The following is a 15,819-nucleotide window of genomic DNA, read 5'->3' as shown; positions in this document are numbered from 1 at the left end:
CGACACGCCGCCCGAGTCTTTGATCCAGGCAGCAACGATCTGCGGCAGCACACCGGGGCTGAGGTTTGGCGGCGCTTGAATGCTCATTTCCGCCCCAAATATCAACCGAGCGACGGCGATCGTCCATAGCAAGTCATCGAGATCGGGCTCCGGTGCCGACGCCATTTTAGTGCCTTCCTTGGCGCGAAAATTCTGCACGATCACTTCTTGCAAATGGCCAAACTCGCGGTGAACGTCTCGCAGGGCAAGCAGAGAATCAATGCGCTCAGCACGGGTCTCGCCAATACCGATTAAGATGCCCGAGGTAAACGGCACCCTCGCTTGGCCAGCGCGGCGCAGGGTTTGCAATCGCGCCTCAGGCGTTTTATCGGGCGAACCGTAGTGAGGCATACCCTTTTCACACAGGCGCTCCGATGCCGACTCCAACATAATGCCCATAGACGCAGAGACCGGACGCAGCAGAGCAATCTCATCTTCGCTCATGCAGCCCGCATTGATATGAGGTAGAACCGATGTTTCCGCCAAGACCCGCCCCGCAACATGGGCGAGATATTCCAGGGTGCTTGCAAATCCCATCTCCGCGAGCGCTTCACGCGCGGCCTTATAACGCAGCTCAGGGCGCTCACCCAGGGTAAACAAGGCTTCTTTGCAACCCAGTTTTTCGGCCTGACGCACCTGCTCAATCACTTGCTCGACCGGCATATACGCCTGCTCGATACGCTTGGGGGTTTTGGCGAAGGTGCAGTAGTGGCAAACGTCGCGACACAACTGGGTAAGGGGAATAAAGACTTTGCGGGAATAACTCACACCGCTCCCGAAGCCCCGGTCTCGCAAAGTCGCTGCCGCTGTCGCCAGCGTGGCGGTATCTTCGCAGTGACTGAGTTGTCGAGCCTGCTCATCGCTGAGCGAGCCGTGCAAGGCCGTCTCTAGAAGGGCGTCAATCGACATAGAATTCATCATCAGCTTCTCACTACTCGCGGCGGCTCAACCGCCGCGCACTCACGAGGATTCATCTGCAATAAGCGGCGCGCAATACCACTTTCACTCAGGTAGCGCATCGTTTGCGGGGCGCGACTGGAGGTGCCGGCACTCACCAGCGCTAGCAGGTCCTCACGGGTGTCGATATCGTTGGCCAGGCCAGGCGCGTGGAACACTTGAAGCGACAGATTGCGCGCCGCCGCCTCTGCGGTGTGGGCAGTTAAACTGCCCTCCCCATAGCGCAAGCGGATTCGGCTTGCTAAGGGCATCAACACAACATTACTGCCACCGCCGTGGCGATCCGTGGCGATAACCACTTGTTCGCTTGCCCCGCCTTGCACCGCAATAAGGTCACGCAGCTCAGCCGCGCTCAATAACGGCAAATCACCGTGCACAATCATGACGTGCTGCGGAGGCTTATCCAGGGAGGAGATTCGATCCAGGGTCGCCTCCAACACCGCATTCAAACCGCTGCCCAGCTGCGATTCCGGCCAGCAAAGTGCGTGAAAGTGCTCGGCAAGCAAATGCGCCGCTGGGTCGTCAGACACAATCAACAGCTGGTCCACTTCATCGACTGCCGATAGCTGGGCCAATACATCTTCCACCATGTGCTGAAACAAGGCCCGCCGCTCCGATATGCTCAAACACCCGGACAAGCGCTGTTTCGCTTTAACAAAATCCTTCAGTGGGAGTATTAACCACATCGCCTACACCAATTCCTCAATCAACGACAGCGTCTCCTCGGCCAAGCGCCGTTTGCTGTCAAGAGTGGTCATCATACTTGGCACAGCTCGGCAGGCGACCCCCGTCTGGGCGATGTCATCGCACTGCTGAGCATCGGCACTGTCAATGATAAAGCCGTCCAGCAGGTCGCCGTAGTACTCAGCCACCGCCGCCGCCCTGCGGGGTATATCGAGCTCGTGCATCATTTTTGCAGCAGGGCCCTTAACCGCCGCGCCAGACACAATGGGCGAAATAGCGACCACCGGCACGTTCACTTGCATGAGCGCCTCGCGACACCCCGGCAAGGATAGAATCGGGTCGACGCTCAGAAATGGGTTAGATGGACAAATAATGATGCCGCGCAAGGCAGGGTCGGCAAGCGTTGAGATAATCGCCGGGTTGAGCTGAGCCGTATCAAGGCCGTCGAAAACGACCTTCTCCACTCGGGGCTCACAGCGCTCGCGAACAAAATATTCCTGGAAGGCGAGTTCACCCATATCAGTAAACACTCGCGTTGCTACGCGCTGTTCGGTCATGGGCAGCAGCGCCGCGGGACAGCCCAGGCGCTCGCCCAACTCACGAGTGACATCCGTTAACGACTGCCCCGCCGCCAGCGCTTGAGTGCGGTACAAATGCGTCGCCAAATCGCGATCGCCCAACTGGAACCACTGGCCGTCGTCGAGTCGACGCATCGCTTCCAGCGTTACCCAGCTTTCATCGCGTAATCCCCAGCCGCGCTGTTCGTCATTCAGGTCTGCCAGGGCGTAGAGATTGGAGTCGAGGTCGGGGCAAATTCGTAAGCCCCAGTAGTCGAAGTCATCGGCCGTATTCACCACCACTTGCAGCTGCGATGGTGGCAGGCACTCGGCCAAGCCCCTCACTAATTTGGCACCGCCAACGCCCCCGCTCAGTGCGAGAAATTTTCCCGATAACGTCGCCATTAGCGAAACATATCCCGGTCGCGGTCGCGCAATAAACCCTGCGAGCCCTCGTCAGAGGGGCGCAAGTTAGCACCGCGCAGCAGCACCACCGGACAGCCCTCATCGGCCTGCCCCATCAGGTAAGACGCCGCCGCAGCAAGCTCGTCGGCGACGGCAATTTCAGTTACTTCGAGAGTGCGGCCGAACAGGTCGGCATCGCCTATGCGGTTTTCAACAACCTCGAAGCCGGCAGTGCCGAGCGCAAAGCCCACCGTGCCATTGCGCCAGGCCCGCCCCGCACTGTCGTTAATGATCACCGCAATATTTGCCGAAAAATGTGCGTCCAGCGCCGCCTTTAAACGCCGCGCACTGGCATCGGGGTCAATGGGCAATAGCAGCAACTGGGGGTCGTCTTCAGTACTGGGGATATTCGACTTGTCGATGCCAGCATTTGCGTGAACCACCCCGAGGCGATGCTCCACAATCACCACACCCGGACGCGCCCGCAGCACCTCCCGTGACTCCTGGAGCACGCACTCCATTTGCCGCGGGTCCTTTTCGCAGCGCTGCGCCAGTGCCAGCGCTTCTTCACTGGGTGAGACGTCAGACAAGCGAACATAGCGCCCTTCCGCCTTGGAGAAGATCTTCTGCGCAAGCACCAGCACATCGCCATCTTGCAGGCTTAGCTGATTGCCGAGCAGCGAATCAGCCACCATGGCGCTCAAATCGTCTCCTGGCTCCACCAGCGGGAAATTCTGTAAGGCAACTAGCTGTAATTGCGAACTGGCCATCTATGCAACTTACTCGTCGACACCCGTGAGTTTAATGCCCGCATGACACTGGTATTGTTTGTTTATAAATATCAGCAGAGAGGTCATCGCCTCCACTGCCGCCGCATTGGCGATACTGCCGGCATGGAAACCGCGCAGCCCGGCGGCTTCAACCAGGTTAATAACCGTTGCCCGCGCCTCTTTATTGTTACCGCAAACCAAGACATCGCAATCGAGCTCGGAGCCCTCCTGCAGATGCACGGCCGCCACATTCTGAAAGGCCGACACCACCTTGACGTCGTCGCCGAGAATCTCCTGCGCGATCTGTCCAGCAGAGCCTTCCTCTGGCAGTTGCACCCGCGCTACCTTGGGCGGCACCAGGGGAACCGTCACATCGATCAGGATCTTGCCCTGCAGCGCGCCGCGCAGCGACTCCAGTGTGCTGCGGTGGTGGGCAAAAGGTACGGTCAATGCGGCAATATCTGCCGCCTCAGCCGCCGATTGATTATCCATCGCCTCGACTGCGACGGCGTCGACCCCGCGCTCATCCATCAATGCCTTTAGCTCAGCAACCGCTTGCTCAGCCTTCTCTTGGGTGCGAGAACCGATGATCACGCGGTAACCCGCCTGGGCCCAGCGTCTGGCTAAGCCTGTACCCAAATTACCGGTACCGCCTAAAATCGCAATTACTGCACTGTTGGACATATCACATACCTTTATCTTTATGTTGAAACTCACGACTGGACGCTATCGCTGACGAACACAGCGGCAGGCTCCCAGCACATCAAACCGATCGCCAGTATAACGTGGGCACTATAACTGGCACTGACAAAACAAGTCATTTACGCATAAAAATACGGTCATATTAAATCGTGGGCTAAAGCGATAAACTGTCGCCCAAAAATTTCGCGGCGATTATTGGCTCGCAAGAAGCCAAGCCGCTGCAAACACTAACATGACAGGACACAAGGTAGGTAAAAAGGAATGCAAAACGCACTGGATTTTACGGGTAAAGTCGTCATCGTTACCGGCGGCGGAAAAGGTGTTGGCCGCGGTATCAGCGAACGGTTTTTGGCTGCCGGGGCAGACGTAGCGATCTGCGGTCGCAGTGAGCCTGACAGCCTACCCAGTGCTGAGGGTCGGGAAGCGTGGTTCAGCGCGCTGGATGTTCGCGACCCGGACGCTGTCCAGGCCTTTGTCGACAGCGTGAAAGAGAAATTTGGTCGCATCGACGTGCTGATCAACAACGCCGGCGGCGCCCCCTATGCCGATGCGGCCACCGCCTCGCCACGGTTTTCTGAATCCATCGTGCGTCTCAATCTGCTCGCGCCACTCTTCTTTGCCCAGGCCTGCAATGCGGTGATGCAGCAGCAGGAAGGCGGCAGCATCGTCAATATTGCCTCAGTGAGCGCCCAGCGCCCGTCGCCGGGTACCGCCGCCTATGGCGCAGCAAAAGCCGGCCTGTTGAACCTGAGCAGCTCCCTTGCCGTGGAGTGGGCGCCCAAGGTGCGTAGCAACACAATTATTGCCGGCCTGATCCGCACCGAACAGTCCCATTTGCACTACGGCGACGAAGCCGGTATTGCGGCAGTGGGCGAAACGATCCCACTGGGACGAATGGCGGTTCCCAACGATATTGCCGAGGCCTGTTTATTCCTGGCCAGTGACATGGCCAGCTACGTGAGCGGTGCAGCGCTCACTGTGCACGGCGGCGGTGAAAAGCCCGCGTTTTTGGACGCCGCTAACGCCGACAACGAAAAATAAATGATGCCTTGAATGGGGCCAGCAGACTGGCCCCTGCTTACAGTACGCGAACGATCTTCATGGTATTGGTGTGGTTATCCACGCCAACCTGGTCACCCATGGTCATAATGATCAAATCACCGGCATCGACATGGCCACCCGCTTTCAGCGTTTCAATACAGTCGTGCACCGCGGGCGACGGTCCTGCGCTGGATACCGCAAACACCCCGCGATAGAGGCTCACCCTGCGGCAGGTTGCGGCATTGCGACTAAACGCAAAAATCGGAATGCCCGAGGTCAGTCGCGACATTAACAACACCGTTCGCCCGGTTTCGGTTAAGGACACAATGGCCTTCACCCCAACTTGGTGGTTGGCGGCGAACACGGCACTCATTGCCAGGGTTTCTTCAACGGACTCAAAGCTGCGCTCGATCCGGTAACTGGATTTTCGCGCCGAGGGATAGCGCTCCGCCCCCATACAGTTTCTCGACATGGCCTTAACGGTTTCCAGCGGATACTGGCCCGCAGCCGTTTCGGCAGACAGCATCACCGCGTCGGTACCATCGAGCACCGCATTGGCGACATCAAACACCTCTGCGCGAGTGGGAATGGGATTGCTGATCATCGATTCCATCATCTGGGTGGCAGTGATCACCGGCCGGTTGAGCACCCGCGCCCGCTTGATAATATGCTTCTGCAAGCCGATCAGGCTGGCGTCACCAATTTCAACCCCCAAGTCGCCACGTGCCACCATCACGCCATCGCAAGCGCGAATGAGCGCATCGAGATGTTCGTCCTCGGCAACCGCTTCGGCGCGTTCAATCTTGCCGATGATCTGCGCGTGGCAACCCGCGCTCTGAAGCTTGTCCCGCGCATCATTGATATCAGCCGCACTGCTGGGAAAGGAAATGGCAATGAAATCCAGATCCATTTCCGCTGCGTGCTTGATATCGGCTAAGTCTTTGTCTGTCAGTGCCGGCGCCGAAAGGCCACCCCCCAGGCGATTGATTCCCTTTCGCGAGCGCAATATACCGATGCTCTCCGCTCGGCAATGCACCGCTTCGCCCTCCACACTTACCACTGATAATTGCAGCCGACCGTCGTCGATAAGCAAGGTATCACCGGCCGCCACCGAACGGGCAAGCGGTTGGTAATCGACCCCGATATGACGCTCATCGCCCTCACCATCCGCTAAGCGAGTATCGAGAATAAGCTCGTCGCCCGGCGCGACATCAATGGCATCGACGGCAAGTGTGCGCAGACGGATTTTTGGCCCCTGCAGATCGCCAAGCACTGCGACGTAGCGGTCTTCTTCGGCAGAGATTTCCCGAATCATCTGACAGCGCGCCTTGTGCTCCTCGGCACTGCCATGGGAAAAATTTAAGCGGAACACGTTCACGCCCGCGGATATCATTGCTCGCAAGAGCGCTTCTGAATCGCAGGCGGGACCGACAGTGGCTACGATTTTGGTACGACGCATGGTGATCTCTTTACACTCCCTGAAACGGCTAAGTTGCCGCTCACCATGTTACACCGCCGAAGATTGCGGTTCGACGTCAGGAGAGAATATTTCTGGCGCTACTCAAGCACCGATGCTTCGCGACCACCATAGACCGGACCAACAGCGGAGTCGTGGACACCCCCTCTCAGCAAAATAACCTCAACACGGCGGTTGCGCGCCCGCCCTTCCGCCGTGCTGTTGGTATCTAAGGGTCGGGTATCGGCGTGCCCGGCTAAGCGGAAATGCTCGGCTGGCTGGCCACTGCGCTCTGCAATACTCTCCAGCACCGTTGCGGCTCGCGCGGAAGACAGGTCCCAATTTGAGCGGAAGCGCGAGGTGCTGATTGGCAGATTATCGGTGTGGCCGGCAATCACCACGTGGCCGCCAATATCCCCCACCAACTCGGCGATTTTATTGATCACCGGTTTAAAGTCATTGTTGAGCTCGGCACTGCCAGAGGGAAACGAGCCCATCTCCTTGATGCGGATCGTAATCACCCGCTCCCCGTCATCATCAACCTCTACAAAGCCATCGCGAATCTCGATATCCAAGTGGCGTTTTACCTTTTGCAGATCAGCCTCCAGCTCCTCTTTGCTAATCCGCTCGGATTCGTCAATTGCCATTTCAGCGTAGATGCGCATTTCATTGACGGCTTGTTGGCGAACTTGGTTTTCGACGGTTGGCGTTGGCCGACCGGGGCTAAAGTCTCGCGCGATAATACTGGTACCAATCGGTGGCTTAAAGGCGGGAACCTCCCGCTGTACCCCGAAGGCATCGCGCATAGAGCCCGACAGCTCCTTGAATTTCTGCTTGTCCATCTCGGAGAATGAGAACAACAGAACGAAAAAAGCCAGCAGCAAGGACATTAAGTCTGCAAAGGTTAGTACCCAGGCAGGCGCTCCGGCCGCCGCTTTTTTCTCGGGGACGTCTTCCACTAGGCTTCCTCAGCCTTTTCTTCTTTATCGCGGGCATTGTCGGGCAGATAGGTCGACAGCAGTGATTCGAGCACCCGCGGGTTCAAGCCCTCTTGTATGCCGTCAACCGCCTCCAGTATCAGGTGGCGATTGCGACGCTCTTCCTGGGTACGGAAATTCAGCTTGTCCGCCATTGGCAGCGCAACAGCATTTGCCAGCACAGCGCCATACAGGGTAGTAAGCAGCGCAACTGCCATCGCCGGGCCAATCGCCTTGGGATCAGACATATTGGACATCATCTGCACCAAGCCGACGAGGGTACCAATCATGCCCATTGCCGGCGCGGAGTCCCCGAAGCCACGGAAGACCGCCTCACCCATTTCCTGACGCTCAATCGTCAGATTGATTTCTTTGTTTAATAAGCGCTTAACAAAGGCAGGGTCGTGACCATCAATGGCCATCTGCACACCTTTATTGAGGAATTCATTGGTAATTTCCTGCGACTCCAGACCCAGCAGCCCCTCTTTGCGCGCGATACCTGCCAGTTCAACGCACTCGTTAATTAGCTGTGATGAGCTGGTTGGCTTGTGAAAGAAGGCGCGCGAGGCAACCTTGAAGGCGCCCAGGGTTTGATCCAGCGGAAATTTCACCAGATTGGCAAATGTTCCGCCGCCCACTACGATCAACAGACTGGGGATATCGACGAAGCCACCGGCACTGCCGCCAAAAACAATGGCCGCAATAATCACGCCCAATGCGCCAAACATTCCCAGCAGGGTTGCTATATCCAAGATATTTCTCCGCTATACAGACTCTGCCAATTCGACCTGACAGCTGGCCCCTTAATGCATATATCGGCGGCAGCCAGAAGACCTTTAGAGGTTTTGCACAGCTTGCGACTGCAGGCGGAGATTTTCTATACGGGTTTGCCCTTGCCAAATTAAGGGCCAGAAAGCAGAAAGCCCGGCGAATGCCGGGCTTGTCGGTAGGAGTAAAACTTTGCGACGCTTAAATGAAGAAGTCGCCGTTTTCCATACCCAGAGCAACGCCGCCGAAGTTACGGCCAAAGCCGGTGGGGTTGTTAGCAACGTGGGCACGGGCGGTGTGCACATCACGGAAACGCTGCTGAATTTCACTGTTATTGAATACAGAGTGACCACCGGCCACTTCAAACAGTGAATCGACAATATCGATGCTCTTGCTGATAACCAGAGATGCCTGGTAGCGATAGCGAACACGGTCTTCCAGAGGAATCTCTTCGCCGCGCTCAATTTGCGCCAACATCACATCGAAGTTACGGAAGAGAATGGTCTCCATCTCGTCGATACCGTTTAGGGCCGCCGCAATGCGCTCTACCACCTGGGTATCGCCCGCGAGTTTAGTGGGGTCACCACTGGCTTTATTCAACACCGCGTGCTTATAGAGTTCCACGGTCGCCTTACAGGCACCGATAGCCGGGGTCGAGACAACGCGAATAAAGCTCTGCGCCCAAGGCAGGCGGTATAAGGGCGCGTCGTTCACAGCCAAACCGGGGTTTGTTCCCGCGAAGCCATCGCTTTGCTTGTGGGTCATGTAGTCGGGCACAAATACGTCGTCTACCACGATGTCGTTGCTGCCGGTGCCTTCCAAGCCCATCGACTGCCAAGTATCGATAATTTCGTAGTCGCTGCGCGGCACCAAGAAAGTACGGTAGCCCTCGCCCGGTACGATTGCGCCCAGCAGCACCCAGGTGCAGTGGTCGCTACCACTTGACCAGCCCCAACGACCGCTGAGTTTAAAACCGCCTTCAGTGGGCGTCACTTTACCCATTGGCGCATAGGAGGAAGAAATACGTGTATGGATCGAATCGTTCCACACGGCCTGCTGCGCGCGGTCATCCATCATCGCCAGCTGCACGGCGTGAACCGCGATAATGCCACTGGCCCACGCCGTAGACATACACGCCTCGGCAATGGCGATTTGCAGTTTAAAGAATTCTTGCGGCTTCATTTCCAAGCCGCCGTAGCGCTTGGGCTGCAAGCTCAGGAAAAAGCCCGCATCTTGCAGGGCATCAATCGAGGCCTGAGGCACTTTACGTTCTTGGCGCGTTTGCGGTGCACGCTCACGAAATACTGGCTGCAATTCTTTGATTGCAGCCATCATGGTTTCAAAATTCATCACCGCTCTCCTGTTGTATTCTGTCTTTGGTCTTATGATTTACCGCCCACTACCCCATTACGCGGTGCAGCGGGCAAAGGATTTTACCGGGCTTTAGGCGTCAGGCATGTTGAACTTGTGCCCCCAGAGGCTGGGCAGCGATGTCACGGTTGGCGTGAAATCGTCCCAATCCACCTGCAAACCACCGGTGCCAAACTCCATGGCAAAGCCTGTTGGTGTTGCCATGTAGAACGACAGCATCCGGTCATTAGTATGGCGCCCCAGGGTCGAAACAATGGGAATTCCCGCTGCTTCAACGCGATCCAGGCAGTAACCCACTTCATCGGTGTCTTTCACTTCCAGCATAAGGTGAACACAGCCCACCGGGTTGCTGCTGTCTTCGTATAGCGCAAGGCTGTGGTGACGCGGGTTATTCACGTGCATAAAGTTCAAGCCCTGACCGGGGTCATTGGGATCTGGCGAGAAGTGAAAGTGCATGTAGTCACTGTCACCAAAGCCGAGCACGTCTTTGTAGAACGTGTGCGTTTCGCTGAGCTTAGCTGCTGGCAGCACGGCATGCCCCAGGCCCATGTCGCCATTGAAACCCGTTTCAAAGCCACTGATACCCAGTGGTGAAACAAATTTAGCAAAGTCCAGTTCGCCGCCCCAATAGAGCTCCAGCTCGTTACCCGAGGGGTCTTTCAATACGATCAATTCGCGCACGCGCCGCGCCTTGGCATCGTCGCTGCTACCCTCTTCAAAGGCGACTCCCGCCTCGGTCAAGCGCTGCTTGGCATCGGCAAAGTCTTGCGCATCACGCAGTTCCCAACCGCAGCGGCTCAGTCGCTCCGCGTCACCTTTGACAATGGCAAAGCGAAACGGACGCTCATCTATTTTCAAGTAAACATTGCCGTCGTCCGGCATATTCGGCGCAGGCATCAGGCCGAGAATGTCCCGACCGTATTCCAACCACTTCGACGGCTCTGCCGACTCGATTACGACGTAGCCTAAACTGCGTACATCCATGCGTTTATCCTGTGTTATCGATTATTAAATTCGCTGCACAATGCCATTAGCCATTGCGAATGGCGTAATCCACTGTGTACTCACGGCGCTCGTTAAAGACCTCAGGTACATCCGCACGATCCACGTAGAACTGGTTGTACCACTGACGCAGGCGATTGATTGGGCCGTCGCCATCACACAATACCGGGTTATCAACACGGGTTTTGGTATGCCAGATATGTACATCCTGGAAGAACGCTGTCCGGTTCTGCTCCGTGTACTGACGCGCCATCTCGTTGTTCTGCTCGTCACTCATACCCGGGATTTTCTTAACCGCCACACCAAACCGCAGGTCAAAGCTATTTTGGTCGATGGGAACATGGGTCACCAGCAAGCGCGACTCCACGTCCATACCCTCTACCTGGCCAGTCATGTACGTGTTCATGTATGCCGGACCGAAGTATTTGGCACTGGAGGTTAGTTCGCCATCTTCCGCCAACAGCTCGCTGCCACCGACCAAGACTTGTTCATAGGTATGCTTGTGAACAATGTTCTTGAACTCTTTGATAGGCGCGCCGTGAATCGGCCCAAAATGCGCCACATCTGCCATGTTATCCACCAGCTCCCGGCTGTTGGTATTGATGGTCATCAGATCCATTTGCCAGATCGTCCAGTCCGGGCTGAACAGGTCATCGATGCGCGGCGGACGCTGGTCTTCGATAGGAGGCAGGCCCTCTGGGTCGTACCACATGAATAACAGGTGATTCTCTTCCAGCGTTGGATAGCTGCGGATAACCGCTTTCGGGGGAATGCGCTTGGCGTAGGGGATCTCATCGCACACACCATCGGCGCCCCAGCGCCAGGAGTGGAATGGGCAACGAATGGAGTTACCCTCCACGCAGCCTTCACTCAAGTCTGCCCCCATGTGAGGGCAGTAGCCGTCGAGAATATGGACTTGACCATCTTCCCCGCGATACGCAACCATGCGGGTGCCAAAGTAGTTTAGCTTGACCGGCTTTTCATCGTATTCGCTGGCCAGCCCCAAACAATACCATCCCCGCCCATAGCGGTCTGGCAATTCCTTAGCTTCGATAATATGGGGCTGACGCGGTGCCTGCGCGGGCTCGCTCATTTTTCTCTCCTCGGTTATTCGGCAGACCCTCTGGCCGGGGCCCTGCTATCACGGTGAAAATTCTCACACAGCCAAGGCAAGCCTTCTATAATCCGTTTAGACGACCAAAAAAATATCACAACACACTGTTTTTATTAGATTTTTCTCCATTTTTCAGTATTGTTTAACCACCGTTTAACAACGCCACAAGATGGTGCATCAGGCTAGGTTAAAACCCTTACTGGAATTCTCGCCCGACGCGCTACAATATTGCCATTCTGTTTCTGTGCAGCGAGAATCTCTGATGAAAGCGCCCGGAAAACCCCACAACGAAGAGAAGCGTTTGGCCGCGCTCTCATTGCTCAATATCCTCGACACACCAGCGGAAGAGCGCTTTGATCGCCTGACCCGACTGGCGTGCAAAATGCTTAACACCCCCGCTGCTCTGGTCAGCCTGGTCGCCGACGACCGACAGTGGTTCAAATCCAGCGCCGGACTCGAGGGCGTTGAGGAAACACCCCGCGATATTTCGTTCTGTGGTCACACCATTTTGCAAGATGGCGTGTTCATCGTTAACGACACCCTCAAAGACGAGCGCTTTGTCGATAACCCGCTGGTGGTACACGCACCCAATATCCGCTTTTATGCCGCCTTTCCCCTGTACGCGGTAACTGGCGAGCGGCTGGGCGCTTTCTGCGTCGTCGATCAACAGCCTCGGGACTTGTCCAGCGATGAAATTGAAACCCTCGAGGACCTTGCCCGAATTGCCGAGCGCGAACTTTGCGCAAGCTACCTGGCGACAACGGATGAAACGACCGGGCTGTGCAACCGATCGGGGTTTGAATTGCTCGCTGATAAACTGATGCACGCCTGTGCCCGCAGCGACGTGCCGATCAGCGCTGTCTTTTTCCGCCTAACCGCCCCCATCGACGGTGAGGACGGCACGCTGACACCCGACGTCATTTCCCTGTTTTCGCAAAAACTGGCTGCGGCCTGTCGCGAAGCGGACTTGGTTGCTCGCATCGACGATCAGCACTTTGGCTGCCTTCTCAACGATTGCCCCTACGAACAGGTGGCGCACTTCATGCGACGCATCGAACACGACGTGGAGCAACTGAATCGCGAACAACTCGATAAACCCATGGCGATGCAAAGCAGTTGGCTTGCCTATAATCCGGTCGCCCATCACTCTGTGGGTACGCTGGTGCAACAGGGCACAGAGTTGCTAGACGTCGCGTAGGCCCGCTGAACCAGACTCCTCTTGGCCGCGTAGCGTCCACTTCAGTGGCGATCCTTACCGCGTTGCCTATGCGCCTACGGCCGCCAATAAGCGCAAGAATCAGCTCGACCGGTACGATAGAAGCGTTATGCTTGTCTCAAGCTCGCATAAAGGAAACCCATCGTGCCCTCTGACTACCAGCGCATTGAACACGCTCTTCATATTTTGGACAGCCAGCAGGGCATGCTCAGCCTGGACGAGCTTGCCGACAAATTGGACATTAGCGCCGGACATTTTCAGCGCATGTTTAGCCGCTGGGTTGGCATTAGCCCTAAGCGCTTTTCTCAGCTCATCACCGTTGAGCGGGCGAAACAGCTGCTATCTGCCGGCCAACCTCTACTGAATGTCAGCGAGGATTTGTCGTTAAGCAGCAGTTCTCGGCTCTACGACCACTTTATTCGAATCGAAGCAATGACGCCGGGAGACTATCGCTCGCGCGGTGAGAACCTGCGCATTCGCTGGGGAAACGGCGACTCGCCTTTCGGCGAGGTGTTTATCGCACAGACTCAGCGCGGCATCTGTGCGCTTGCCTTCGGGGATGGGCGCGAGGAGCTGATGGCGATGCAACAGCGCTGGCCAGCGGCACAGTTCTCAGAGGAGCATAAAGACTCTCAGGAACTGCTGCGTCGCGCATTCAGTCACAGCCATGGTGAGCCGCTTTCGCTACATCTGCTAGCCAGTGATTTTCAGTTACAGGTGTGGCGGGCGCTGCTGGCGATCCGGCCTGGACAGTTGAGTACCTATGGCCAGCTGGGGCAGCGCATCGGTCAAGCCAAAGCCGCTCGTGCGGTTGGCCGCGCCGTTGGCAGCAACCCCGTCGCCCTGCTCATTCCCTGCCACCGCGTAGTCAGGCAGACCGGCGCGCTCGGCGGCTATCGCTGGGGTGTCACGCGCAAACGGGCAATACTGCTGCACGAAGCAGCCTGTAACGGCATTACGAGAGAGGAAGGCAGCGACGGTCGCCGGCAATAATCAGCGCCCAGACAAGGGCGTTCTGTGCAGGCCCATCGGGCCGATTACTTTGTTAGATTTGGTTGCGGCCAACGAGATTGATCACCCCTGCAGCAATGAGCGCAACGGCAGCGATAATGTCTGCGATGACGACCTTGCGAACGGGCTCATTGTAACCGCCAACCGACCACGCAATAGCGATGAAGGACACAACGCTGACTAAGCCTGCGACGATGGCCAATGTTTGCAGCGATGGCTGGAAAGCGGCGTACACTAAAAAAAGGCCAAGAAGTCCAAACAAAATGGCTCGGTGACGCATCAGGATTTCGATATTGGGCTCACTCAGGGCAATGCCATACAAAGCGGCAAGGCGATCCGCGCCCAACACCCCGGCAACGGGCAGGAGATGAATAATGCCTACGAGCACCAGCAGGCCTGTGGCAACTTTCTCCATCTTTGCCCCTCTTTCTTGAATTGAACCGCAGGTTTAATCTGCCAGCTGAGCGACGCTCTTTAAAATCAGGCGCACCAGCAAGGTCTGCCGACTAACGCCGGTTTTGGAGAAAATTGAGCGCAAATGGGTGCGTGCGGTGTTGCGGCTCATGCCCAGCGCTTCCGACGCTTCATCCAGACTCAAGCCATCAGCCAGCAATAACGACAGCTGCGCCTCAGTTGGGGTAAAGCCGAACAGTTGGATGATGATATTGACCGGCGCCTCTGCCCCATATTCCGGATCGCTAATAAAAATTGCCACCGTCGGTACAGACTGCCCCTCCGACCATTCGGTCAATGGCACGGGGCGAACAATCACCCCCAGGTCGGCGAAGTCGCCGTCGCGGGGAACCCGCATCGCCTCAACCACTGCGGGCTCGTGTTGATCCCGGTGATCAAGAATGCGGTTAATCAGCCCCTGCAACTTCTTGGTTGTGGCCTGATCACCCAGCATCAGATAGCCGTCCTCGATTTTCACCTCGGGCTCACGTGCGACCAGATTTTTCGCCATTTTGTTGCAGTTTAGCAAGCGGCCATTTTCATCGAGGATGATCGTCGCCAGCGACAGGCTCTCCACCGCACCGGCGTAGAGGTCGCGCTCTGACTCAATAATATTGAGCCGTACATGCAGGCGCAGGGCTCTTTCCAAATGGGGCATCAGCGCGTGAATCAAGTCCCTGTCGTGCTGATCAAAAACCGGCGCAGACTCACTGCGCGCCACGCGCAAGCCGGCATTCATTTCACCCGGAACATGGATATCGACACCGAGGGTATCGTAGAGCCCGCAGGGCTTCATACACATCAGGTACAGCTCGCTGGTCAACCAGTCATCTACTGACACCAGCTCCATCAAGCTTTTGACCTCACCCGGCTTAAGCGACAGGAAGGGGTCCATAGCAAATAGCCGCTTTTGGTACTGGTCCATACCCTCTACGGTGCTGCCACCCAGCACCCGCAGGACGCCGCGGCCCTGCTCCGACGGGGGGTTTAACACCAGCGTGACCGACACCGCCTGCATGACCTGAGACAACTCAGACAAGAAGCCTTCCCAGGGTTCCTCTTCCAACGGCCCTTGATAAACACTAGCCAGGAGGCGGTCAAACTTTGGATCGATCAACATCGTAACGTCTGTATGCCTTGTTATTTTTTACATGCAGTGAGTATAACCGAGATGGGTATGCGATACAGGCCTTTAACACCTGACCGCTGCTGCGCGAACGCCCTACTTACCTGGAACGAACAGCCAGACACGAAAACGGCCCCAGCTGGGGCCGTTTCATATTGCCGGACTGGCGT

Annotated in this window: 16 protein-coding genes; 3 read left to right on the top strand and 13 right to left on the bottom strand. The window is 56.7% G+C overall.

Features of this window, described 5'->3' with window-relative positions; genetic code table 11:
* From cofG to npdG, 5 genes are all read right to left on the bottom strand, one after another.
* On the bottom strand, positions 1 to 960 hold a 960-nt coding region (gene cofG / locus ABNS66_RS13370), incomplete at its 3' end, for a 7,8-didemethyl-8-hydroxy-5-deazariboflavin synthase CofG (RefSeq protein ID WP_348655349.1).
* On the bottom strand, positions 960 to 1,682 hold the full coding sequence (cofC, locus tag ABNS66_RS13365; RefSeq protein WP_286837118.1) for a 2-phospho-L-lactate guanylyltransferase: 723 nt from the start codon (positions 1,680 to 1,682) through the stop codon (positions 960 to 962). The genes cofG and cofC, both read right to left, overlap by 1 nt.
* Positions 1,683 to 1,685: 3 nt before the next feature.
* On the bottom strand, positions 1,686 to 2,642 hold the full coding sequence (gene cofD / locus ABNS66_RS13360) for a 2-phospho-L-lactate transferase (protein ID WP_286837120.1): 957 nt from the start codon (positions 2,640 to 2,642) through the stop codon (positions 1,686 to 1,688).
* Positions 2,642 to 3,412, bottom strand: coding sequence for a coenzyme F420-0:L-glutamate ligase (gene cofE, locus ABNS66_RS13355; protein WP_286837122.1), 771 nt, complete (start codon positions 3,410 to 3,412; stop codon positions 2,642 to 2,644). Before cofE ends, cofD begins: the two co-directional genes overlap by 1 nt.
* A 9-nt stretch (positions 3,413 to 3,421) precedes the next feature.
* Positions 3,422 to 4,096, bottom strand: a complete 675-nt coding sequence (gene npdG / locus ABNS66_RS13350) for an NADPH-dependent F420 reductase (protein WP_204995987.1) — start codon at positions 4,094 to 4,096, stop codon at positions 3,422 to 3,424.
* Positions 4,097 to 4,375: 279 nt separating this feature from the next.
* On the opposite strand from npdG, the gene ABNS66_RS13345 reads away from it, so the two are divergent.
* The gene (locus ABNS66_RS13345; RefSeq protein ID WP_286695916.1) at positions 4,376 to 5,155 is read left to right on the top strand and encodes an SDR family oxidoreductase; all 780 of its coding nucleotides are present in this window, start codon (positions 4,376 to 4,378) and stop codon (positions 5,153 to 5,155) included.
* Positions 5,156 to 5,192: 37 nt separating this feature from the next.
* Here ABNS66_RS13345 and pyk read toward each other — a convergent pair whose 3' ends face one another.
* The 6 genes from pyk to ABNS66_RS13315 form a co-directional block, all read right to left on the bottom strand.
* Positions 5,193 to 6,614 (bottom strand): pyruvate kinase, encoded by a 1,422-nt coding sequence (gene pyk, locus ABNS66_RS13340; protein WP_286837125.1) that lies wholly within the window; start codon positions 6,612 to 6,614, stop codon positions 5,193 to 5,195.
* A gap of 98 nt (positions 6,615 to 6,712) precedes the next feature.
* Positions 6,713 to 7,570, bottom strand: coding sequence for a flagellar motor protein MotB (locus tag ABNS66_RS13335; protein ID WP_204995990.1), 858 nt, complete (start codon positions 7,568 to 7,570; stop codon positions 6,713 to 6,715).
* Positions 7,570 to 8,340, bottom strand: a complete 771-nt coding sequence (gene pomA, locus ABNS66_RS13330) for a flagellar motor protein PomA (protein WP_204995991.1) — start codon at positions 8,338 to 8,340, stop codon at positions 7,570 to 7,572. The genes ABNS66_RS13335 and pomA overlap by 1 nt, the downstream gene beginning before the upstream one ends.
* Positions 8,341 to 8,557: 217 nt before the next feature.
* Positions 8,558 to 9,706, bottom strand: coding sequence for an acyl-CoA dehydrogenase family protein (locus tag ABNS66_RS13325; protein WP_204995992.1), 1,149 nt, complete (start codon positions 9,704 to 9,706; stop codon positions 8,558 to 8,560).
* Between the two features lie 93 nt (positions 9,707 to 9,799).
* Positions 9,800 to 10,711 carry a VOC family protein gene (locus tag ABNS66_RS13320; RefSeq protein ID WP_286695919.1) on the bottom strand — a complete coding sequence of 304 codons (912 nt, stop codon included), beginning with the start codon at positions 10,709 to 10,711 and terminating at the stop codon, positions 9,800 to 9,802.
* A 46-nt stretch (positions 10,712 to 10,757) separates the two neighbouring features.
* Positions 10,758 to 11,822 (bottom strand): Rieske 2Fe-2S domain-containing protein, encoded by a 1,065-nt coding sequence (locus ABNS66_RS13315; protein ID WP_027873552.1) that lies wholly within the window; start codon positions 11,820 to 11,822, stop codon positions 10,758 to 10,760.
* A 283-nt stretch (positions 11,823 to 12,105) separates the two neighbouring features.
* Here ABNS66_RS13315 and ABNS66_RS13310 point away from each other — a divergent pair, with 283 nt between their 5' ends.
* Together ABNS66_RS13310 and ABNS66_RS13305 are read left to right on the top strand one after the other, a co-directional pair.
* On the top strand, positions 12,106 to 13,041 hold the full coding sequence (locus ABNS66_RS13310; protein ID WP_286837130.1) for a GAF domain-containing protein: 936 nt from the start codon (positions 12,106 to 12,108) through the stop codon (positions 13,039 to 13,041).
* 162 nt (positions 13,042 to 13,203) lie between these two features.
* Complete coding sequence (locus tag ABNS66_RS13305) at positions 13,204 to 14,052, top strand: methylated-DNA--[protein]-cysteine S-methyltransferase (protein ID WP_286837132.1); 849 nt, start codon at positions 13,204 to 13,206, stop codon at positions 14,050 to 14,052.
* Positions 14,053 to 14,104: 52 nt separating this feature from the next.
* Here the strand turns inward: ABNS66_RS13305 and ABNS66_RS13300 are convergent, their stop codons facing one another.
* Positions 14,105 to 14,485, bottom strand: coding sequence for a hypothetical protein (locus tag ABNS66_RS13300; protein ID WP_286837134.1), 381 nt, complete (start codon positions 14,483 to 14,485; stop codon positions 14,105 to 14,107).
* Positions 14,486 to 14,518: 33 nt separating this feature from the next.
* Positions 14,519 to 15,643 (bottom strand): hypothetical protein, encoded by a 1,125-nt coding sequence (locus ABNS66_RS13295; RefSeq protein WP_204995998.1) that lies wholly within the window; start codon positions 15,641 to 15,643, stop codon positions 14,519 to 14,521.
* Positions 15,644 to 15,819 lie beyond the last annotated feature (176 nt).

The sequence above is a fragment of the uncultured Spongiibacter sp. genome (assembly GCF_964011655.1).
Classification (GTDB): Bacteria; Pseudomonadota; Gammaproteobacteria; order Pseudomonadales; family Spongiibacteraceae; genus Spongiibacter; species Spongiibacter marinus.
This window is presented reverse-complemented; position numbering and strand designations above follow the sequence as displayed.